Origin of the sequence: Nonomuraea sp. NPDC050383, from assembly GCF_044459125.1 — a bacterium.
In the GTDB taxonomy this organism is placed as follows: domain Bacteria; phylum Actinomycetota; class Actinomycetes; order Streptosporangiales; family Streptosporangiaceae; genus Nonomuraea.
Genome location: NZ_JBITIP010000004.1, coordinates 214,476 through 236,286 on the forward strand (window position 1 = coordinate 214,476; position 21,811 = coordinate 236,286).

The following is a 21,811-nucleotide window of genomic DNA, read 5'->3' on the forward strand; positions in this document are numbered from 1 at the left end:
CGACCTCCACATTCATGCAGGCGTCTTTCCTGCGATCCCTGCACTCCTGGCTATGTCCGAGTACGTTCCGACCAGTAGATGAGGTCGTGTCGGTTGGCCAAGCTGGACGAATGCTCGACGCCTAGAACTCGCTCCCGCACAGGAAGCAGGGCGGCAAACTGGTCTCGAGCAGCCGCTGCGTCCCCTGCCTCTCCCGTCCAACGCGCGAGTTGGTGCCGGGTGGCTAGGGTATGGCGGTGCTCGGCGCCCAGGATGCGTTCGTATAGGGGAAGCAGCACGGAGAACTGATCACGAGCACTAGCCGCATCCCCCGCCTCCCCTGTCCAGTAAGCGAGGTTGTGCCGAGTGACGAGCGTGGACGGATGCTCGACGCCCAGGACGCGCTCGCGTATGGGGAGAGACTCGATCAGTTGGTCGCGCGCCGCGGTTGCGTCTCCCGCCTGTCCCGTCCAGCGGGCGAGGTTGTGCCGGGTGGCCAAGGTGGACGGGTGCTCTGCGCCTAGGACGCGCTCACGTATAGGGAGAAGGGCGGCGAACTGATCTCGCGCCGCGGTTGCGTCGCCTGCCTGCCCCGTCCAGCGGGCGAGCTGGCTTCTAGTGATCAACGTCTCTGGGTGCTCCACACCTAACAGGCGCTCACGTACGGGGAGCAGGGCGATGAACTGGTCGCGAGCGGCGATTGAGTTCCCGGCCTGTCCAGTCCAGTGGGCGAGCTGGCTTCGAGTGGCCAGGGTGCTGGGGTGCTCTGTTCCTAGAACCCGCTCGCGTACAGGGAGAAGGGCGGCGTACTGGTCGCGAGCGTCGGCAGTGTCCCCAGCCTCGCCCGTCCAATGAGCGAGGTCATGCCGGGCGGTCAAGGTTTCCGTATGCTCGGTGCCCAGGACACGTTCGGCTACAGGAAGTAGGGCGGCGAGTTGGTCACGGGCGGCGGCGGGGTTCCCCGCCTGCCCCGTCCAGCGAGCGAGACTGCACCGGACAGACAGAATGTGTGGGTGTTCTGGGCCAAGGTTTGTGACCTCGCTGTCATGTATCTGCTGGCACAGAGCCTTCGCGGTGCGGTAGTCCCCACTGAAGCCGAGGAACTGCGTGATGGCAGAGAGGGCAGGTGAGCTGAGGGGTAGGACGGCACTGGCGTGCGGCAGTAGTTGGGCGAAGCGTAGCCATGTGCCCGGGTCCTCCGGTCTTTGGGGCAAGGCGGCTGCGAGGAGAGCGGCTGCGGCGCGCCGCCAGATGTCGCGCTGGCTCGGGGTGAGTTGGTCGAGAGTGACAGCCTGGACCAGGCGGTGCACCGACACTGTTCCGCCAACCGGTCTGCTGATGAGGCAGAAGCGGCGCAGTGCAGTGACCGCTGCGTTTATCGCCAGGTCACCGTAAGGCAATGGGAGCGGCTCGCCGATGCCATCACTGCCGCTGGCGAGCAGGCCTTGGAGGCTGGGCTGGCCGATCGGCGTGAGCAACAGCCGGTAGGGGATAGCCTCCGGCGCGTAGCAGGCCAGCAACCGCAGCAGCGCGATCGCCTGCGGGCTGGTCTGGGCCAGGCGGTCAAAGGCCAGCTTCCAGGTAGAGGCCACTCGCTGCTCATAACCCCACGCTTGTCCCTGGTCGAGCAGATCGGCGCGCCTGTCTCGCAGCAAGCCCAAGTAATCGGCCAGCGTGATGCCCGAGTCGGAGATGTAGGCGCCAGCCTGTTCGAGCGCCAGTGGTAGCGCACCCAACTCATCGACCACGGCGGCAGCAGCAGCCTCGTCATGCTGGCCACTGCGATCGAGCAGGAAAGCCGCGGCCGGCGCTGCGTCCAACATCGGCAGTTCCATGCCATGCCGCGGAGGCCAGTGGCCGGAACGGCTGGTGATCAGGACGTGTCCGTTGCCGGCGGGTGGCAGAAAGGCTCGCAAAGCTTCCGCGTCGGGGGCATTGTCGAGGATAAGCAGCCACCGGCAGGTACGAGCGGCCAGCGCGGCATGGACTTGGCGCACCGGATCGGCCGTCTCGCCAGGCGGGCGCAGCCCGAGTAGCGCGGCCAGATCGGCGAACGCAGCCGACAACACTGCCTCATCCTCCGCGGCGACCTGCCAAACCAGCTCATAGGCGTACTGGTAGCGGTGGCCGTACTCGACGACCAGGCTTGTCTTGCCGACCCCGCCCAACCCGTGCACAGCAATGGGAAACGGTAGAGCCTCAGCAACCGACAGCTGCTCGTAGAGCTCAGCTAGGACATCATCACGACCGGCTAACTGCGGTGGACGCGGAGCCAGCCGCACCGGACGGGTATCCACCGCCTTCCGCGGTGCCAAATACACATCTCCTACCGCGCCCACGAAGCCGCCGGTGATCGCAACGGCTTTGTCGCCGGTCATCGGCGGAGCTGTCACTGAGCCTACAACGGCGATGGACCGAGCGCCTTCGGCATGCACACTGCCGGAACCACTGGCCCGAGCCGACACGCCTACTTGGCCTATCACCATGCCACCAGGCGAATGGCCGCCGACCGCTGGCGAGCCTGCCTCTGAGGGTAATGCCGACGGCGGGGCATCTGGCGAAGGCCCAGAAGCGCGTAACTGCATCCACAACGCCGCGCCGCCCAACAACGCACCGACCGCCATGCTGACCACACTGGCCCGCTTGTCCAGCACGTCCAGCACCTCTGGCGGAAGGTGCAGGGGGTCGGCGAAGAAGAAACCAACTAATCCGGCCACCACTGAGCCCAATGACACCGCCGCCCCAGCCCGCGCTAACGTATGCCGCCGACCCCGCCGCACCGGCGCGCCCTCAGGAGTCTTTTCCGGGAAAGAAGCCACCACCATTCCAGCGTGCCGCCGAAGCAAGCCGTTGCCCAGGATTTATCGCGAAGCCGCTATCCGTGGCCGCAGTCCGCGCCATGGACGCATGAGCGCCGACTACCCACCCAATAGTCCGTCCCTACCAATGCCTCTGCACGTCTTTCAGAGTCATATATGAGTGTCCATAATCGGCTCCGGAGCGTCACTTCGCCGCGCCCCCAAAACAAGAGCCGCATCCCCGAGATCGAAAGACTTCGGCATCCCCTGGACCCATCTCGCCGTCGGATGGATCATGGCTATCAAACGATCTTTCTGAGCCTAAGGAGGACCATGATGCCGAAGATCAGGTCGACGGGACGAGCGGTGGCCCTCGTGACGGCGAGCATGCTGGCCGGGGGCATGCTCACGGCCGGCGGAGCGGCCCTGGCCACCGCCATGAACGAGGCGCCGATCAACGCCTGCGTCACCACTTCAACCGGCGCCCTGCGCATCGTCCCGCCTGGAACAGTGTGCGAAGAGGGCGAAACCGCGCTGGACTGGAACCGGCAGGGTTCGCCTGGACAGCTCGGCGTATTTACGATCAAGGGTCCGGGAACCAGGATCGCTCCCGGGGAAACAGCTCACCTGCGGGCTGACTGCGGCGACGGGAACTACGCGATCTCCGGCGGGTACTTGGGCGAGCGGCCGACGGCGCCCATAAGCGTCTTCGCCAACACGATCGACAACAATGACACCAGCGCATGGCGAGTCAGCATCATGAACCACAGCGAAACTACGACCTACCCCTTCGTGACGTACGCGTCATGCGTGCCACTTCCAGCTACTCGATGAAGACGTCTGTTCCTCGCCGGTGAGCCTGCCCACCGACATCTTGTCGATCATGTAGCGCAGGAGTCGGAGGCTGAGTCGTTGACCGTCCGGCACGGCCGGGCGGTCAACGTCACAAGGCACGTCGTACGAACCACACAGGCGTCTCCGCGATCAGCCGGGAACCGGTCGTCAACAGTCACACCTCGGCAAGGCTCACTGCACATCTGACCGCACGACCCATTCAGGCACGCACCCTCTACGCCCCGAGCTACAACCGGGCACCGCCTCGCATAAGCCCGTGGCAGGCGATGGCAGCCGCAGCCACCACATTGAGGGAGTCCACCCCAGCGGCCATCGCGGCTGGGCTCATCGGGATGCACACCGGCTCATCCGCCTCCGCCAACCACCGAGACGACAACCCATCACCCTCCGAGCCCAGCAACAGCGCCACCCGATCCGTCAGCTTGACGGTATCTATGGGTGTAGCGGCCTGATCGGGAGTCAGGGCGAGTGTCTGGTAGCCCGCCTTTCGGATCTGCTCCAGCCCCGTGAACCAGTTCTCCATCCGCGCGTACGGGATCGAGAACACCGCCCCCATCGACACCTTCACCGCCCGCCGGTACAACGGATCAGCGCACCTCGGAGACAGGATGATCCCGTCCACTCCCAACGCGGCAGCACACCTAAATATGGCGCCGACGTTGCTGTGATCAACAAGATCCTCAAGGACCAGAATCCGCCGTGGGTGTTGTTCTGCGACCTCCACATTGGAGTGGTCGACCAGGTCCTCCAGGACGAGGACGCGCCTGGACGGGTCGCCGGACGCCCCGGCCAGGACGGCCGCCATCGAGGGCAGCGGGAGGCGGGCCATCGAGGCGAGGGCCCCTCGGTGCACCGGGAAGCCCGCGATGCCCTCCATGACCTCGTCGCTCACCACGTACACGAGCGCGTCGCCGAGCACGTCGGACAGCGGCTCCAGCCAGCGGCGCGTGGTGAGGACCGAGCGGACCGGGCAGCCGGCGCCGATCGCGCGCCGGATGACCTTCTCCCCCTCCGCCAGGAACAGCCCGCGCTCGGCCTCCAGGCTCTTGCGCAGCTCCACGTCCCGCAGCCGGGTGTAGTCGGCCAGGCGCGGATCCGCCGCGTCGGTCACGTACTCAAGCACGTTCCGATACTGCCATGAGCCGCGTGACCTGCCAGACCAGCGCGTACCCGAGGAGCACCACCCCAAGGCCGACGATCGTGCCCGCGCCGACCTTGGTGATGACGCTGGGCACGCCGAGCTCCGGCGACGGCGGGTCGACCACCGGCCACAGGAGCGCCCCGGCGATCGTGCCGACCGAGGCCGCGCCGAGGACGTAGAACCGCACGGCGGGCCTGACACGCAGCCGCGCGGGCGGCACGACGGCGGGGATGCGCGACAGGCCGCGCCAGACCCACCACACGACCACGGCCAGCCCGACGACCGACGAGACGTACTGGAGCAGCCGGAACAGCCTGATCACGCCGAAGACCGACACCGCGAGCCAGTCGCCCCAGCGGGGCGGCGCGGTGGAGTGGGTGAAGGAGTCCCACAGGACGTGGGTCCCGGCGCCGACCAGCGCTCCCATGACGATGGGCAGCACCCGGAAGCTGCGCCACGACGGCAGGAGCGTGGCGGCGCGCCCCGCGAGCCCCGGCGGGAGGAGGGTGATCAGCGGGTCTCGCACCACCAGGTGGAACAGGGCGAGCAGCGCGAGGACTGCGGCGATGTCGATGGTGAGCACGCCGCGCAGGGAGTGCCAGTCGGTGTAGTCGGGCAGGAACGGCAGGAAGATCGGCAGATCGGGCACCATGGCGCCCATCGCCAGCGCCCACGGGTCCAGCACCTTGCGGACGCGCGGTGACGACACCAGCGGAAGCACCGCCGCGATGTGGCTCGGCGTGAACGGCACGGCCTGTCAACCCCTCCCCCTCAGTCGGCCCCCATCGGTCGCCCCGCGCAAGAGACCGCAAAGGCGCCCCGGACAGGGCCGTAATCGAGCCCTGAAGCGGACCCGTGATCGGCGGCGACCCGTGAAGTGATCCCCGCAACAGCCCTCCGGTAATCGATCATTGAACATCACCCGACCGACCTTTGCCGCTCGCCTTCGGGATTACTTGGGGTAACGGATAAGGTACGTACCGCTGCCGACGGCCGGACGACGTCGGGGATTCGGGAGGTCAAGGTGCCTGACCAGCGGGTTCACGCGCATCCGGCCGCGTCAGCAGAATGGCTGCGCGCGGCCCGGTCGGCGCGGGCGCTGTCGGTGGCGACCCTGGTGTGGCTGGGCCTGGAGAGCTCGCTCGGTCTGTGGGCGGGGTTCCGGGCGCACTCGGTCGCGTTGATCGGCTGGGGGATGTCGGCGCTGGTCGAGGGTGCGGCGAGCCTCATCGTGGTGTGGCGGTTCACCGGGTCGCGGACGTTGTCCGAGGGCGCCGAGCACCGGGCGCGAAAGGCGTTGGCGGTGAGTTTCTGGGTGCTGGCGCCGTACCTGGTCCTCCATGTCGCGTACGACCTGGACATGGGCCACCGGGCGGTGCCGACGGCGCTGGGGATCGCGGTCACGGCGGTGAGCCTGGTGAGCATGCCGGCCCTGGGGCTGGCCAAGCGCCGGCTGGCACGGCGGCTGGCGTCCCCCGCGACCGCCGGCGAGGGCACGCAGAATCTCATCTGCGCGGCGACGGCGGGCGGCGTGCTGGTCGGGCTGTGGCTCAATACGGTCGGCTGGTGGTGGGTGGATCCGGTCATGGCGGTGGCCCTGGCGGCCGTGGCGGCGCGGGAGGGTCACCGGGCCTGGCGTGGTGACGGATGCTGTCACTGAGCTGACACTCCGTAGTATCCGCACCAAAAGGGCTGTTTTGCCACAGTAAGCGCACCGAGTATCGTTCCGGAGGTATTGCGGAGCATCTCCGGTCAGGGTCTCCGGAAGGTCTCAACACACCAAAGAGGACATCGTGGGGCGACACCGCACAGACGAGTTCGATGGCGGCTACCAAGCCCAGGAACCCGCTCCCCGCCGGCGATCCGCCGCACGGGGCCGGGGCAGGGTGCTCGTCCCGCTCGCCGGGGCCGTCGCCCTGGCCGTCCTGCTCGGCGTCGCCGCGTTCGTCATCTTCAACCGCGACCACGACTGCTCGGCGGGCAAGCTGGCGCTGCGCGTGGTGGCGACCCCCGACATCCAGCCGGCCCTGAGCAAGGTCGCCGGCACCTACAACAAGGCCCTGCACTCCATCGACAGCCGCTGCGTCGAGGTGACGGTCACCAAGGAGGCCGCGGCCCGCACGGCCAACGCGCTGGCCGCCGGCAAGGCGGCGGCCGACCTGTGGGTGGCCGACTCCAGCCTCGCGGTGGCCAGGCTGCGCAGCGAGCCCGCGGGCGCCGCCGCGCTGCCCGAGCCGTCCGGCTCGGCCGCCGTGTCACCCGTCGTGCTGGTGACCGCCAAGGCGTCGGCCGAGAAGCTCGCCGGCAGCCTCCAGCCGAGCTGGGCCGGCATGATCGCGGCCGCGAACGTGGCCAACCCCGACGGACCCGGCAAGAAGGTCCGCGTGCTCGCCCTCGACCCGCAGAAGAACTCCGCGGGCATGGCCGCGCTGATCGCCGCCGCGGGCTCGGCCAAGAAGGCGGGCCAGGACAAGGCGCTCGTGGGGGCGCTGAAGGAGCTGTCGGGCCAGATCGTCGCCGACCCCGGCGCGCTGCTGGCCAGCCTCACCGTGAAGTCCGGCAGCAAGGTGCCGGTCGGCGTCGCCTCCGAGCAGAACGTCTACAGCCACAACGCGAAGAAGCCCGACGCGCAGGTGGTGCCGCTCTACCCGGCCGAGGGAACGTACAGCCTGGACTACCCGATGCTGGTCCTGTCCAAGGACGCGGAGGTGCGCAAGGCGGCGGCGGCCTTCCAGAAGGAGCTGACCACCGAGTCGGCCCGCCGGACGCTGCGCGACCAGGGCTTCCGTACGCCCGACGGCAAGGGCGGCGACGCGCTCGCGAAGGACAAGGGCTTCGTCTCCACCGCGCCGCGGGCCCTGGCGCCGCCCGACGCCAAGACGGTGGCGAGCATGGCCCAGACCTGGTCGAGGCTGAACCTGGGCAGTCGCCTGCTGACCCTGCTCGACGTCTCCGGCACCATGGCGCTGCCCGTGCCGGGCACGAACCTGACCCGCATGCAGGCCATCTCCCGCATCGCCACCGAGGGCCTCGGCCTGTTCCCCGCCGACTCGGAGATCGGGGTGTGGGCGTTCTCCACGCACCTCGACGGCCAGGGCAAGGACTGGCGCGAGATGGTGTCGGTGGGGCCGCTGAGCCAGACCGTCGACGGCCGGCTGCGCAAGGAGGCGCTGGCGGCGCAGTTCGCGACCGTGCAGGCCAAGGCCACGGGCGACACGGGGCTGAACGACACGCTCAAGGCCGCCTACACCGAGATGACGAAGTCGTACGCGGAAGACAAGATCAACACGATCGTGATCCTCACCGACGGCGCCGGCAACGACGACCCCGACGGCGGCGTGGGCAACGCGGAGCTCCTGTCGTTCCTGAAGAAGACGTACAACCCGAAGCGGCCGGTCAGCATCCTGCTCATCGCCTTCGGCCCCGACGCGCCCAAGGGCAAGAAGCAGATGGACGCCCTGGCCAAGGCGACCGGCGGCGAGGCGTACGTCGCCGAGAACATCCTCCAGGTGCGCGACTTCTTCCTGCAGGGCATGGAGCGCCGTCTGTGCGCTCCCAAGTGCGACGGCTGACCGTCACACCGGCACCTTCCGTCCCTGTCCTCCCAGCTCATGCCCGTTCGGCATGGGCGGGCGAACGCGGGTCAACCCGGCCGCGCCAGGCGGCGTCCTAGGCGCGTGGGGGTCACACGCGAGCCGCGGGGAGGGTATTCGTGCCTGGATGGCCGACTGTCGACCGCGCCGGGGATCACCGGTTGGCGGACGCGCTGCGGCGCGGCGACCACGGCGCTCCGGCCGAACTGTACGACGCGTACGGCGTGCGGCTGCACGACTACGCCTGCTCGCTGACCGGTGACGGCCACAGCGCCGCGGGGGCCGTGCACGACGCGCTGGTCACCGCGTACGGCCGGGTGGACCGGCTCAAGGACGAGGCGCGGCTGCGCGCCTGGCTGTACGCGCTGACCAGGGTCCAGGTGATGGCCCGGCTGGCGCACCGGAGCGGCGCCCCGGTGCGGGGCGTCGCGGAGCCGTCCGTGGACGAGCCGGACGACCCCGAGCTGGCCGCGCTGGTCCACGACGCGCTGGGCGAGATGGACCGTCTCGACCGGGAGACGCTGGAGCTGTCGCTGCGGCACGGCCTGACCCCGGCCGAGGCGGGCACGGTGCTCGGCCTGACCTCGCGCCAGACCGCCACGCGGCTGCGGCGCTCCCGCGACCACCTGGAGAACGCCGCGGCGGCCGTCATTCTGGCCCGGGTGGGACGCGCCCACTGCCCCGACCTGTCGGCGATGCTCGACTCGTGGGAGGGACCGCTGACCCCGCTGCTGCGGCGCCGGCTGTCGAGGCACATCGGCGGCTGCGAGGTGTGCACCGAGGGACGGCACGGCAAGGTGGCCGGCGAGCGGCTGCTCGACAAGATCCCCGTGGCGTTCCCCCCGCTGTCGCTGCGCAGGCGGTTCATCGCCACCTGCCTCGCCCCCGAGCGCGGCGAGGCACGCACGCTGATCATGGACCGGGGCGAGAGCTTCGACCGCGACGGGTTCCCCGTCCTGGCCGGCCACCGCTCCCGGCGGCGCTCGCGCAGGCTGGCGCCGGTGGTCATCGCGGGCGCGTGCGTGCTGGCGGGGACGGGCGCGGTGATCGTGGCGAACGCGGCCTCGGGCGGCACGATGTTCCAGGGCGCCCCGTCCGCGACGCAGGACGCCGGGGCGAGCGCCGCCCCCACGCCGGGACGGGCGGAGACGGAGCCCGCGGAGCCGGACGACCTCCAGGACGGGCCGGAGGACGCCGGGGACCCCACGCCGGAGCGGACCCCGGCGGCGGACCCGCGTCCGTCCCGGGCGACCCCGCGCCCGGCCGCCACGGCGGCCACCACCCGCCCGGCCACGACCCGCACCCGGCGCCCCGCGGCGGGCGCCCGGCTGAGCGCCGTGTGCCCCGGCGACCTGGACGGGTCGGCCAGGGTGGGCCTGCGTGCCCGCAACGCCGCCGTGGTGTGGAACGCGAGCGCGTCGACGGGGCTCGACGTGTTCCCGTCGGCCGGGTCGATCAGGGCGGGCGGCTCGGTGGCGGTCTGGGTGACGGTGGACGACCCGGACACGGCGGGCGGCGGCACGGTGTCGTTCACCTCGAACGGCGGGCGCGTGAGCTGCCGGCTGTCCTGGGAGGGCCGGAGCCAGGTCTCGGAGCCGCCCTCCACCGGAGGGCCGACGCGGTCGCCCGAGAGCACGCCACAGCCGAACAACCCGCCCGGCAATCCGCCCGGCGACCCGCCGGACGACTTTCCGGACGACTCGTCGGCGACTACCGCGCTGGCCGAATCACCGGCAGGACTGGAGTGACGGACGTTACTACGGCGAAAGGCATGGATCGGTAGATCCATGGCAATGACAAACTAGGATAAACCGGGCCCTGACTCGAAGATCGGGCCATCTATAGGGCATCCTGGTGTGCTTGGGGACCGCACCGGCGCCGGAAGAGTACTGATCCGTGTGCCCTATGTCACGGGGAAAAGTCGCCCCTCCGGTAAACCGGAGTGCGTCACCAAGCGTCGGCATTGACGTGTCCATGGACGGATTGGTCCCATGAAATGCGATCAATCGCGCCTTTGCCCAGCCAGGACCGGGAGAACGGTAAATGATCAAGCACCGCCGAGCGCTCGCGTGGCTGCTCGGACTCGCGTGCGTCGCGGGCGCCGTGATCGCGTTGTTCGACATCGAGACACCGCTGCGCCCGTTCCTGATCTCGCTGTTCCTGCTCGTGGTCCCCGGAGCCGCGGTCGTCGGGCTGTTGCGAGATCGTGACCCGCTCGCCGCGCTGTCGGTGGGCGCCGCGGCCAGTCTCGTGGTGAACGTTCTTCTCGCCCAGGCCATGCTCCAGTTCGACGCCTGGTCTCCCCGGGCGGGGGTGGCGACGATCGCCGTGCTCGGAGGGTTCATGTACGTGCTTCGCGTGTTGTACCGGGGGAAGAACATGCAGACCGAACAGGGGGCCAGGACCAAGTGAAGATCACGGTGGTCCGCCCGGGCGAGCTCGGAGACTCCGAGAGAGCCCGCTGGCGCGAGTTGCAGAAGGCCGACCCGAGCCTGGACAACCCGTTCCTGTCCGTCGAGTTCGCCGTGGCCATGGACCGCTTAAGGGACTACGTGCGGGTCGCGGTGCTCGACGACGGCACCGGCATCGTCGGGTTCTTCCCGTACGAGCGCCACAGCTTCGGCATCGGCAAGCCGCTCGGCGGCTTCCTGACGACCTGCCACGGTCTGATCTCGGTTCCCGGCCTGAAGGTGGACGTGCGCGCGTTGCTGCGCGCGTGCAAGCTCACCGTCTACGACTTCGACCACCTCGTGGCGGGCCAGCCGACCTTCGCGGCGTACGAGTCCGACGTCCGGCCGGCGCCGGTCATGGACTTCACCGAGGGCTTCGACGCCTGGCTGGAGCAGGTCAGGACCAACTCCCCCAAGAACCTGAAGACCGTGCGCTACAAGGAGCGCAAGCTCGGAAGGGAGCAGGGTGAGCTGCGCTTCGAGTACGCCTCGGCGGACCCGGAGGTGCTGCGCGTCCTGCTCGGCTGGAAGTCCGACCAGTACCGGCGGACGGGCCGCGTCGACCGGTTCGCGCAGCCCTGGATCGTCGAGCTGATCGACCTCATGCACGCGGAGCGGTCCGCCGACTTCGGCGGCGTCCTCACCATGCTGTACTCGGGCGAGGCGCCGGTCGCCGGCCACTTCGGCCTGCGTACGGCCACCACCCTCGTCGGCTGGTTCCCCGCCTACGACACCGAGTACGCGCGATACTCGCCGGGCATCGTGCACCACCTCCGCATGGCCGAGGCGGCGGCCGAGGCCGGCCTGCTCATGGTCGACATGGGCAAGGGCGGCAAGGAGTACAAGGACTGGCTCAAGAGCGGCGAGCTCTACGTGTCCGAGGGACGGGTCTCCCGCCCCTCGGCCGCGGCGGCCGTCCACTGGATGGGACGAACTCCTTTCAACAAGGCGCGAACAATCGTCATGGATCGGCCGTCTCTCTATAGGGCAGCCGACCGTGTCCTCAAGGGGTTCGGCCGGGTTCGCAGTTCGATCCAGCAGGAGCAGTCCAATGCGGTAGTCAAGGAGCCCACGGGAGCGCGCTAGCGCCCCCGCCTCCTGCACAGCAGCACAGCACCAGCACCAGCACCAGCACCAGAGCAGCAGCAGAGCACCCGTAGCACCACCCTCACTCCACAGGACCCCGTGCGCCGATCACGGATCGGCCGTTCCCCACAGCACCCGGGAACGGGCGGCCCAGGCTCGCGTGGAGGCGGGTCCCGGAAGGATTTACCTCACCATGAGTCCCGAGAGCACCAAGTACAACGGCAAGGCGCAGATCACCCCTCTGCGCTCGATGCCACCCATCGAGCGGTTCACCCCCATCACACCGCACATCGCCATCTCGCCCACCGTCAGCGTGGTCGTCCCGGCGATGAACGAGGCCGAGAACCTCCCCCACGTCTTCGCCACGCTGCCCCAGTGGATCGACGAGATCGTCCTCGTCGACGGCAACTCGGTGGACGACACGGTCGAGGTGGCCAAGCGACTGCGCCCGAACGTGAAGGTCGTCACGCAGACCGGCCGCGGCAAGGGCGACGCCCTGGCCGCCGGGTTCGCCGCCTGCACGGGCGACATCATCGTCATGATCGACGCCGACGGCTCGACCGACGGCCACGAGATCATCTCGTTCGTCGGGGCGCTGGTGACCGGCGCCGACTTCGTCAAGGGCTCGCGCTACGCGGCCGGCGGCGGCAGCGACGACCTGACGTTCAACCGCAAGTTCGGCAACAAGGTGCTCACCGGCCTCGTCAACATGATGTACGGCACCCAGTACACCGACCTCTGCTACGGCTACAACGCCTTCTGGGCCCGCCACCTCGACGTGCTCGACCTCGACTGCGACGGCTTCGAGGTGGAGACCCTGATGAACGTCCGCGCCGCCAAGGCCGGGCTGAAGGTGCACGAGGTGCCGAGCCACGAGCGCTGCCGCATCCACGGGGAGAGCAACCTGCACGCCGTCCGCGACGGCCTGCGCGTGCTCAGGACCATCCTGCGTGAGCGGCGCCGCAAGCCCACGATCCCGCAGCCGAAGCCGGCCGCCGCCCCCGCCGCTGACCGGGGCGTCGCCTGACCAGCACCAGAAGAGGGATGACAGTGAGAACGTCTGTCGTCATCTGCGTCTACACCGAGGAGCGGTGGGAGGACATCAGGCAGGCCGTCGAGTCGGTCGAGCGGCAGAGCCGCCCGCCACACGAGCTGATCCTGGTGGTCGACCACAACCCGGACCTGCACCTGAAGCTCAAGCAGGCGAATCCACAGGCCATTGTGGTGGAGAACTCGCACGAGCAGGGGCTGTCCGGCGGCAAGAACACCGGCGTGGCCACGGCCACCGGTGACATCGTCGCCTTCCTCGACGACGACGCGGTCGCCGACCCGGGCTGGCTGGAGGCTTTGGAGGAGGGCTTCCAGGATCCGGCCGTCGTCGGCGTGGGCGGACGCACCGACCCACTGTGGGCATCGCAGCGCAGGCCGCGATGGTTCCCCTACGAGTTCGACTGGACCGTCGGCTGCACCTACCGGGGCATGCCGGCGGTCCGCGCGCCGATCCGCAACGTGATGGGCGGCAACGCGGCCTTCCGCCGCGAGGTCGTCTCCGAGGTGGGCGGCTTCCACAGCGGCATCGGCCGCAGTGTCCAGGGCCGCAAGAGCAGGCCCCTGGGCTGTGAGGAGACGGAGTTCTGCATCCGGCTGAGCCAGCGCAAGCCCGGCTCGGTCATGCTGTACGAGCCGCGGGCGGTCATCGGGCACAAGGTGTCGGCGCAGCGTGAGCGCTTCGCCTACTTCAGGTCCCGTTGCTACGCCGAAGGGCTGTCGAAGGCGCTGGTCACGCGCGAGGTGGGCACCCAGGACGGGCTGGCCAGCGAGCGCGCCCACGCGATGAAGACGCTGCCCCTCGGCGCGCTGCGCGGGCTGAGCGAGGCGGTCCGCGGCGACGTGGGCGGCCTCGGCCGCTCCGCCGCGATCGTCATCGGCCTGGCGTGGACCACCTGGGGGTACGTGGTCGGGTCCGCCCGGCTCAAGGGAGCACGCTCGTGATCAGGGTGCCCGTCCTCATGTACCACTCGGTGACCGACAGTCCCAACGAGGAGACCCGCCCCCACTCGGTACGCCCCTCCGATCTGGAGGAGCAACTCGCGTACCTCGTGGAGGGCGGGTTCACCCCGCTGACCTTGGGCGATCTGGTCGCCAGGCTGAACAAGAACACCGGTATGCCCGTCAAACCAGTCGTGGTCACCTTCGATGACGGCTACGCCGACTTCCATGCACACGCGCTCCCGCTGCTGGAGCGCCACCGCTTCCCCGCCACGGTCTTCCTGACCAGCGGCTGGGTGTCCGACGCGGGCGCCGACGCGGCCGGCAGACCGCTGGACGACATGCTGAGCTGGGGTCAGGCCCGGGAGATCGCCCAGACGGGCATCGAGATCGGCGGCCACAGCCACAGCCACCCGCAGCTCGACCAGCTCCCCACCGAGGAGCTGCGCCAGGAGCTGCGCCGCAACAAGGGCCTGCTGGAGGAGAAGATCGGCGCGCCGGTCGCCACCATGGCCTACCCCTACGGCTACTCCAGCGCGCGGGTGCGCCGCGAGGTGCGCAAGGCCGGCTACTTCGCCGCCTGCGCCGTGAACAACGCGATCGCCGCCGACCGGCACGACATGCTGGCCATCCCCCGGCTGACGGTGGGCCGGCACACCACCATGGGCATGTTCCGCCGCGCCGTCGAGGGCAGCGCCGTACCCCTGATCTACCTGCGCGAGCGCGTCCTCACCAAGGGCTACGCGGTCGTCCGGCGGACCAGGTACGGCCTGCAGCGGGTGCGCGGAAATGTCTAGCGTCTGGCGGAAGGTGCTGCACGACCTGCGCAGCCCCCTGTTCCGCAACGGATACGCGCTCATGGCCAACACCGGGATCACCGCCACGCTCGGCATGGGCTACTGGCTGCTGGCCGCCCACTACTACACGCCCGAGGAGTTCGGCCGCGGGCAGGCCGTGATCACCGCGATGCGGCTGTTCGCGTCGCTGACCGCGCTCGGCTTCGTGGGCGCGCTGGCGCGCTTCCTGCCGCTGGCCGGCCGCCGCACGCCCGAGCTGGTGCTGCGCGGCTACGGCCTGGCGGCGGCGACCGGCGGGGTGGCCGCGGTCGGCTTCCTGCTGACCCTCCCGATGTGGGGGCGCACGTACTCCGCGCTGGGCGGCTTCGGCCCCGGGCTGTTCTTCCTCGGGGCGGTGCTGGTCTGGGCGGTGTTCACGCTGCAGGACGTGGTCCTGACCGGGCTGCGCAAGGCCACCTGGGTGCCGCTCAACAACCTCGTCTTCGGCCTGGTCAAGATGGGCCTGCTGGTGGCGCTGGCGGGCGCGCTGCCCGAGGGGGGCATCTTCGTCTCCTGGATGGTGCCGACCGCGCTGGCGCTCATCCCGGTCAACTGGTTCATCTTCTCGGTGGTCATCCCCCGGCACGTCAAGGACTCCGCCTCCATCGCGGCGCCGCCGCGGCTGCGGGAGGTCGGGCGTTTCCTGGCCGGCGACTTCCCCGGCACGCTGTCGATCCTGGCGATCGTCTACCTGGTGCCGGTGGCCGTCGCTACGCAGGTGGGCGAGGCCACGTTCGGCCGGTTCTCGATGGCCCACACGCTGGGCTGCATGATCGAGCTGCTGGCGATGAACATGGCGGTGTCGCTGACCGTCGAGGGCTCCTACGACCGGGCGCAGCTCGCCGAGAACTGCCGGCGGGCACTGCGCCGCGCGTTCATGATCATCACACCGATCATCGCCGTGACGGTGCTGGGCGCGCCGCTGATCCTGATGATCTTCGGGTCGGAGTTCGCCACCGAGGGCACGACGCTGCTGCGGCTCATGGCGCTGGCCGTGCTGCCGCGGGTGCTCATCGAGGTCTACCTCAGCTCCCTGCGGGCGCGGAGCGAGGCTCGGGCGCTGGCGCTGGTGCAGATCGGACTGGCCGCGCTCGTGCTGGTCTCCATCGGGGTGCTCTTCCCGTTCGCGAATGTGAACGCGGTCGGGTACGGCATGCTGTTCAGCGAGCTGCTGGTGGCCTGCCTGATCTTTGGAAAGCTACGTAAAGTTCTCAATTCCGGCGAAACAGGACAGCCTCGCGTCGCCCAGGGGTCGCACGGGGCCTCATGATGGTCAACGTGAGGCAACGGGACGGCGATGGAATGACAACCGGGTTCACAGGCTCCTCCGAGCTCAACGGCGAGACGGAGGAGGAGCCGGGCGCGCCCTTCGATCCGGACGCCACGGGTGTCATCCCGCGGATCGTGCTCGACCTGGGCTCCCCCGCCAGCGCCGCCTCAGCGGGCGCGCCGGGGGATGCCTCAGGGGATGCGCCGGGGGACGCCTCAGGGGATGCGTCGGGGGACGCCTCAGGGGATGCGTCGGGGGACGCGTCGGACGCGGAGTCCGAGGCCGAGACGGACGAGGCCGAGACGGACGAGGCCGAGACGGACGAGGCCGCGCACGCGGCTCCCGGCACGGACACGGACACGGACTCGGCTCCCGGCACGGACACGGACTCCGCCGCGCGCGCCGGGGACACCCATGGCGCTCAGGACGCTGAGGGCGCTCGGGACGCTGACGACGGGGACGCGGACGCGGACTGGGAAGAGGACGAGGACGAGGACGACGCGGACACGACCACGGCGATCCGGCTGCCCGCGGCCTTCCGGGTGGGCGGCCCGCCCACGGTCCCCGACGTCACGGCCGCCTCCCGTGCCGTCGCGTCCTCCCCCGCGAAGCCCACCGCCGGGGACCGCACGACCGACGACCGTCCCGCCGAGGACGGCACCGCTGAGGACCGTCCCGCCGAGGACCGTCCCGCCGGGGACCGCGTGGCCCAGGACGGCGCCGCCGAGGACCCCCAGGCTGAGCCGCCGGTCGCGCCGCCCACCACGCCGTTCCGAGCGGCGCCCCGGCAGGACGCGCCGTCCGCCCCCGCAGCGTCCGCGGCCCCCGCCGCGCCGGCCACGCCCGAAGCGCCCGCCGCTACGAGCGCGCCAAGCGCACCAACCGCACCAAGTACGCCGAGTACACCGACCGCGTCGAGTACGCCGGAGCGGGACGAGCCGCGGCCGAAGCCGGCCCCGCAGCGCGCCGCGACCGGCGGGGCAACGGCGGCAGGCGGGTTCGGGGCGCGGCTGAGCGCGCTGATGAGCAGCGCGCCCAAGTGGCTGCCCGCCCTGCTCACCGTCGAGGGCCTCATCCTGTACGTGCTCGCCCTGCGCGTGCCCCCCGGCCCACTGCGCGGCGTGGACCCCGCCGACATCAACGGTCTCGGCCTGATCGCGGCCCTGCCCGCCAGCGCGTTCGCCGCCATCCTCATCATGCTGGTGGCGTTCTTCGTCACGGTCGCCCAGTCGACCGACCGCAAGTTCCTGCTGCTGTTCCAGATCGCCACGATCACGTTCGCGCTGCACGGCGCGGGCGCCCTGGTGGCCACCGAGCCGCGCTTCCCCACGGCCTACATCCACGCGGGCTTCGTCGACTTCATCGGCCGCACCGGTGAGACGGCGATCAGCATCGACGCCCGCATGGGCTGGCCGGGCTTCTTCGCGCTGTTCGCGTTCGTGACCAAGGCGGCCGGCATCACGGACATGACGCCGATCCTGATGTGGACGCCGCTGCTGTCCAACCTGCTCTACCTGCTGCCGTTCGTGCTCATCCTGCGGCAGGTGGTGGCGACCACGCGGGCGCGCTGGTTCGCGGCGCTGCTGTTCGTCCTCGTGCAGTGGATCGGCCAGGACTACTTCTCGCCACAGGGCTTCACGTTCGCCCTGTATCTGGCGTTCGTGGCGATCCTGTTGCGCTGGTTCGGGCGGGTGGAGCCGCGCACGAAGCCGGTCCCGGAGAAGGGGCTGCGCAAGTGGCTCGGCCGCCTCGACGCCATGACGCCGGGCGAGATCGCCAACACCGGCACCTACCGCGCCGACAAGCTGCTCATGCTGACGCTGCTGCTGGCGCTGTTCTTCGCCTCGACGGCTTCGCACCAGATCACGCCGTTCATGATGCTCGGCGTCATCACCGCGTTCCTCATCTTCAAGCGGACGTCGCTGACCTGGTCGCTGCCGTTCTTCCTCGGCCTGGTCGTCCTGGCCTGGATCAGTTACGAGACCGTGGGCTTCTGGGCCGGCCAGATCGACGCGATCTTCGGCGGCCTGGGCAGGATCTTCGACAATCTCCAGCGCAACACCGGCGACCGCATCGCGGGCAGCGACCCCGCGCACGCGATGGTGCTGAAGGCCCGGCTCGGCATCCTGGTCGTCATCCTGTCGCTGGCCGCCGTCGGCCTGCTGCGCCGGCTGCGCCGCGGCGTGTTCGACCGCGCCTCGCTGATCCTGCTGTGCGTGCCCGTGCTGGCGCTGGGGCTGCAGAGCTACGGCGGCGAGATCGGGCTGCGCATCTACCTGTTCGCGATGCCCGGCGCCTGCCTGCTGGCCGCGTACGCGTTCTTCCCGAACCTGCCCTCGGACAGCGCGGACGTGCGCGAGGAGACCGTGCCGATCCGCAGGCGGAACGTCCGCTTCAACCCCGAGCTGACCCGGAAGCTGTCGGTGCTGCTCGCGGCGTTCTTCGCCGTGCTGTTCGCGATGGCCTTCCTCGTCGCCCGCTACGGCAACGAGAAGTTCGAGCGGGTGACCGGCGGCGAGGTCGCGGCCATGCACTACGTGTACGAGCACGACAAGCCGAGCGCCCGCGTGGTGTACCTGGTGCCGAAGGAGGGCCCGGAGGTCACGCCCACCATGCCGTGGGGCGAGAAGGACGTGGAGCTGGTCAACTTCTCCGGCCAGGCGCTGGTCTACAAGGACCCGGCCGACATCACCGGCGCGCTGAAGAAGCTCAAGGCCAGCCCGCGCAACACGTTCCTGGCGGTGACCCGCGGCCAGGTGAGCTACCTCCAGCTCAACGAGGGGTTCCCCGAGGGCTGGCGGGAGAAGTTCCAGGCGGCGCTCGACGCCTCGCCGGAGCTGAAGAAGGTGTACTCCAACGAGGACGCCGCGCTCTACACGCTGAAGAAGTTCGTCAGGGGCACGGAGATCCCCGATCCCCAGCCGTACAAGGGCCGGGGCGACCCCACGTCGCCGTGGACGCCCGTCGGCCTCGCGGCGCTGGCCGTGACGTGGCTGACGCTGTTCGCCTATGAGGTGATCCGGCTGCACGGGCCCACGCGGGCGCCCAGAGCGCGCAAGCGGCTGCTGTTCGTCGCGGTCCCGGCCTTCGTCATCGCGGTGGGCGTCATAGCCGAGCGCTTCATCTACATCGCGCTAAATAACTGAACTCACAGGAACCTCTCAGGTTATGCGGGATGATGATCCGTGATGACGGCACAACGGGCAGACGGCGCCATGCGGGACACGCGGGCGTCACGGATCACCTCGGTCGACGCCTTGCGCGGCTTCTCGCTGCTCGGCATCCTCCTGGTCAACATCGCCTTCCTGGCCTCCGGCTACCGGATGGCCGGGATGGCGGAGCCCGCGTTCCACTCCTCGCTCGACTGGGGCGTGCGCTGGAGCGTGACACTCCTCCTGGAGAACAAGTTCTACCTGCTGTTCTCCTTCCTGTTCGGCTACAGCTTCACGCTGCAACTGGACTCGGCGGTGCGCCGGCGCATGCCGTTCACGCCGATGTTCCTGCGGCGGGTGGCGGGGCTCTTCGTGATCGGGCTCGTGCACGCCGTGCTGCTGTTCCCGGGCGACATCCTCACCACGTACGCCGGGGTGGGGCTCGCGCTGCTGCTGCTGCGCAAGCTGTCGCCGAAGAACGCGGTCATGCTGGCGGTCGTGCTGACCAGCCTGCTCGCGCTGGGCTTCGTGTTCCTGGCCGGGCTGGCGGCGCTGGGCCTCGACACGGCGGGCACGGTGTCCCACGGCGTCGCCGAGGCCATCAAGTCGGACCAGTCGCTGGCCGGCTCCGCCGTCGACATCGTCTCCGAGCACGTGCGCAAGCTGTCGCTGATCGTCGTGCTGCGCCTGCTCTTCCAGGGGCCGGCCGTGCTCGCCGCCGCGCTGATCGGCCTGGCGGTCGGCAAGCTGGGGCTGCTGCGCGACCCGTCAGCGCACACGAAGGCGCTGCGGCGGCTGCAGTGGGCCGGCTTCACGGTCGGCCTCGCCGGCGCCGCCGTCTACACGATGTCGGCCTGGAACGGCACGGTGCACAAGTTCCTCGGCGAGGCGCTGGACCTGGTCACCGCGCCGCTGCTGGCCGCCGCCTACGCCGCCACGTTCCTGCGCGTGCTGCCGCACGTGCCGCGCCTGGCGAGCGCGCTGGCGGCGCCCGGCCGCATGGCGCTGAGCAACTACCTCGCCCAGTCGCTGATCTGCGGCCTCATCTTCACCGGGTACGGCCTGGCGCTGGTGGACCGGGTCAGCCCGCCGGTGGAGGTGCTGATCGCGCTGGTCATCTTCGCGGCGCAGGTGGTCTACAGCCGGTGGTGGCTGCGCGGGCACAGGTACGGCCCGGTGGAGTGGCTGCTGCGCTACCTGACGTACTGGAGCCGGCCGGGAAGGATCGCCGGGGCCGCCCCGGCCGTGCAGAGCCCCGCTCAGCCCTGACCGCGGCCGCTCCACCTGATCTCGTACGGCTTGAGCGTCACCTGCTTGCCGTCCACGGTGGCGGTGACGTCGGTGGCGGCGCTGTTGACCATGACGACCTGCTGGGCCTGCGCCAGGACCTTGACCCGCGCGTCGGACGACTGGACCTGCTCCAGCGCCACCCCGGCGGGGAACCAGCGGGTGAAGCCGCTGAGCAGCCCGGCCATGGGCATCTCCCGGCCGTCGGCGTCCCACACGCAGCCGTGGCACTCGCGGGCGCCGCTCTTCTGCTGCGGGTTCCAGTAGAGGGCCGTCGTGACGCCGCCGCGCGCGAACTCCATCATGGTGGCGGCCTGCAGGGCGGTGCGCTTGGCCTCGCTCCAGCCGGAGTTCTCCGGCTCGTTGTACCACTCGGCCCACCAGACGGGCATGTCGTTGCTCTTCTTGCGCAGCCACGAGGTGATCGCGCCGAACTTGGCCTGCGCGGCGAAGTCGTCGGGGATGTTGCCCTTCTCGTTGGTCATGGACGCGCCGTCGACGACGATGAAGTCGGCGCCCTTCTTGTGCTGGATCCAGTACTCGATCGCGTCGAGGGCGCGCTGGTCGACCGTGCCCCACGGCCCGCTCAGCTCGGAGGGGCCGGGGTTGGCGCTGGTCTCGATCGGCACGTAGGGGCCGCCCACCTGGATGTCGCCGTCGACGCGCTTGAGAGCGTCGTAGACCTTGTTGTACATCTCGGTGTAGCCTTCGGCGTCCCACCGGTTGGTCGTGGGGTCCCAGAAGCCCTTGAACTCGTTCCAGACCATGTAGTGCTTGACGGTCGGGTACTGGCGGGCGACCTTCGCGGCGAGCTTCGCGTAGTCGTCGAAGTGCTCACGCTCGGGCGCGACCGTGTGGTTCTTGCTCCAGTCGGTGCGGCCGGCCTGGCCGCCCTTCATCCAGTCGGGCGCGCAGCACAGCGTGATGACCGGCGTCCCGCGCGAGGAGGAGATGAACTTCATCCGCCGGTCGAGCTGGGCGAGGGCGTACTGACCGGGGCTCGGCTCGGGGTTGCCGACGCCCCAGCCCATGATGTGCTGGTTCTGCAGGAGAGGTACCCGGCCCAGGATGCCCCTGGCCTGCTCGGTCACGGGGCGGGGCGCGGTGTCGGCGCTGTACTGGGTGTGGGTGACGCCCCAGCGCGGCCAGTTGTCCAGCTTCGGCGGGGGCTCCAGGCTGGGCGGGGGCTGCGACGGGCCGGCCTCGGCCACCTCGCCGCCCTTGTACCCGTCCCGCGAGCCGCGCGTCCCCGCGTACACCATGATCCCTGCGACGAGCAGGACCGCCACGATGCCCGCTCCCACGGCGAGTGGCCACGGCGACCGCCTGCGGGCATGCCGACCATCGCTGGGAATCACGGGAACCTCCACCCTCA

General features: G+C 69.9%; 16 protein-coding genes. 12 read left to right on the top strand and 4 right to left on the bottom strand.

Annotated elements, in window-relative coordinates; all coding sequences use genetic code 11:
- Positions 1-50: 50 nt before the first annotated feature.
- On the bottom strand, positions 51-2,357 hold the full coding sequence (fxsT, locus tag ACIBG4_RS12445) for an FxSxx-COOH system tetratricopeptide repeat protein (RefSeq protein WP_397201892.1): 2,307 nt from the start codon (positions 2,355-2,357) through the stop codon (positions 51-53).
- Positions 2,358-3,110: 753 nt separating this feature from the next.
- Between fxsT and ACIBG4_RS12450 the strand changes: the two genes are divergently transcribed.
- The gene (locus tag ACIBG4_RS12450) at positions 3,111-3,611 is read left to right on the top strand and encodes a hypothetical protein (RefSeq protein WP_397201893.1); all 501 of its coding nucleotides are present in this window, start codon (positions 3,111-3,113) and stop codon (positions 3,609-3,611) included.
- 247 nt (positions 3,612-3,858) lie between these two features.
- On the opposite strand, the gene ACIBG4_RS12455 is transcribed toward ACIBG4_RS12450, so the two are convergent.
- Both ACIBG4_RS12455 and ACIBG4_RS12460 read right to left on the bottom strand, forming a co-directional pair.
- On the bottom strand, positions 3,859-4,755 hold the full coding sequence (locus ACIBG4_RS12455) for a TrmH family RNA methyltransferase (protein WP_397201894.1): 897 nt from the start codon (positions 4,753-4,755) through the stop codon (positions 3,859-3,861).
- Positions 4,748-5,524, bottom strand: a complete 777-nt coding sequence (locus ACIBG4_RS12460; RefSeq protein WP_397201895.1) for a DUF4184 family protein — start codon at positions 5,522-5,524, stop codon at positions 4,748-4,750. Before ACIBG4_RS12460 ends, ACIBG4_RS12455 begins: the two co-directional genes overlap by 8 nt.
- 273 nt (positions 5,525-5,797) lie before the next feature.
- Between ACIBG4_RS12460 and ACIBG4_RS12465 the strand changes: the two genes are divergently transcribed.
- The 11 genes from ACIBG4_RS12465 to ACIBG4_RS12515 all read left to right on the top strand — a co-directional run bounded on the left by ACIBG4_RS12465 (position 5,798) and on the right by ACIBG4_RS12515 (position 20,418).
- Complete coding sequence (locus ACIBG4_RS12465; RefSeq protein WP_397201896.1) at positions 5,798-6,433, top strand: cation transporter; 636 nt, start codon at positions 5,798-5,800, stop codon at positions 6,431-6,433.
- A 133-nt stretch (positions 6,434-6,566) separates the two neighbouring features.
- Positions 6,567-8,345, top strand: a complete 1,779-nt coding sequence (locus ACIBG4_RS12470; RefSeq protein ID WP_310716448.1) for a substrate-binding domain-containing protein — start codon at positions 6,567-6,569, stop codon at positions 8,343-8,345.
- A 140-nt stretch (positions 8,346-8,485) separates the two neighbouring features.
- A complete protein-coding gene (locus ACIBG4_RS12475; RefSeq protein ID WP_397201897.1) occupies positions 8,486-10,114 on the top strand; it encodes an RNA polymerase sigma factor in 1,629 nt (542 codons plus the stop codon).
- A gap of 295 nt (positions 10,115-10,409) precedes the next feature.
- Positions 10,410-10,778 carry a hypothetical protein gene (locus ACIBG4_RS12480; RefSeq protein WP_310716445.1) on the top strand — a complete coding sequence of 123 codons (369 nt, stop codon included), beginning with the start codon at positions 10,410-10,412 and terminating at the stop codon, positions 10,776-10,778.
- Positions 10,775-11,902: a GNAT family N-acetyltransferase gene (locus ACIBG4_RS12485; protein ID WP_397201898.1), complete on the top strand. Its 1,128-nt coding sequence runs from the start codon at positions 10,775-10,777 to the stop codon at positions 11,900-11,902. Before ACIBG4_RS12480 ends, ACIBG4_RS12485 begins: the two co-directional genes overlap by 4 nt.
- Positions 11,903-12,095: 193 nt before the next feature.
- The gene (locus ACIBG4_RS12490; protein ID WP_310716442.1) at positions 12,096-12,929 is read left to right on the top strand and encodes a glycosyltransferase family 2 protein; all 834 of its coding nucleotides are present in this window, start codon (positions 12,096-12,098) and stop codon (positions 12,927-12,929) included.
- A 17-nt stretch (positions 12,930-12,946) separates the two neighbouring features.
- Positions 12,947-13,894: a glycosyltransferase family 2 protein gene (locus ACIBG4_RS12495; RefSeq protein WP_397201899.1), complete on the top strand. Its 948-nt coding sequence runs from the start codon at positions 12,947-12,949 to the stop codon at positions 13,892-13,894.
- Positions 13,891-14,688 (top strand): polysaccharide deacetylase family protein, encoded by a 798-nt coding sequence (locus tag ACIBG4_RS12500; RefSeq protein WP_310716438.1) that lies wholly within the window; start codon positions 13,891-13,893, stop codon positions 14,686-14,688. The genes ACIBG4_RS12495 and ACIBG4_RS12500 overlap by 4 nt, the downstream gene beginning before the upstream one ends.
- Entirely contained in the window at positions 14,681-15,997 is a 1,317-nt protein-coding gene (locus ACIBG4_RS12505) for a hypothetical protein (RefSeq protein ID WP_310716436.1), read from the top strand. The genes ACIBG4_RS12500 and ACIBG4_RS12505 overlap by 8 nt, the downstream gene beginning before the upstream one ends.
- A 32-nt stretch (positions 15,998-16,029) precedes the next feature.
- Entirely contained in the window at positions 16,030-19,143 is a 3,114-nt protein-coding gene (locus tag ACIBG4_RS12510) for a hypothetical protein (protein ID WP_397201900.1), read from the top strand.
- Between the two features lie 42 nt (positions 19,144-19,185).
- Entirely contained in the window at positions 19,186-20,418 is a 1,233-nt protein-coding gene (locus tag ACIBG4_RS12515) for a DUF418 domain-containing protein (protein ID WP_397201901.1), read from the top strand.
- Here the strand turns inward: ACIBG4_RS12515 and ACIBG4_RS12520 are convergent.
- Positions 20,409-21,725: a xylan 1,4-beta-xylosidase gene (locus ACIBG4_RS12520; RefSeq protein WP_397201902.1), complete on the bottom strand. Its 1,317-nt coding sequence runs from the start codon at positions 21,723-21,725 to the stop codon at positions 20,409-20,411. The genes ACIBG4_RS12515 and ACIBG4_RS12520 overlap by 10 nt on opposite strands.
- Positions 21,726-21,811: the final 86 nt, after the last annotated feature.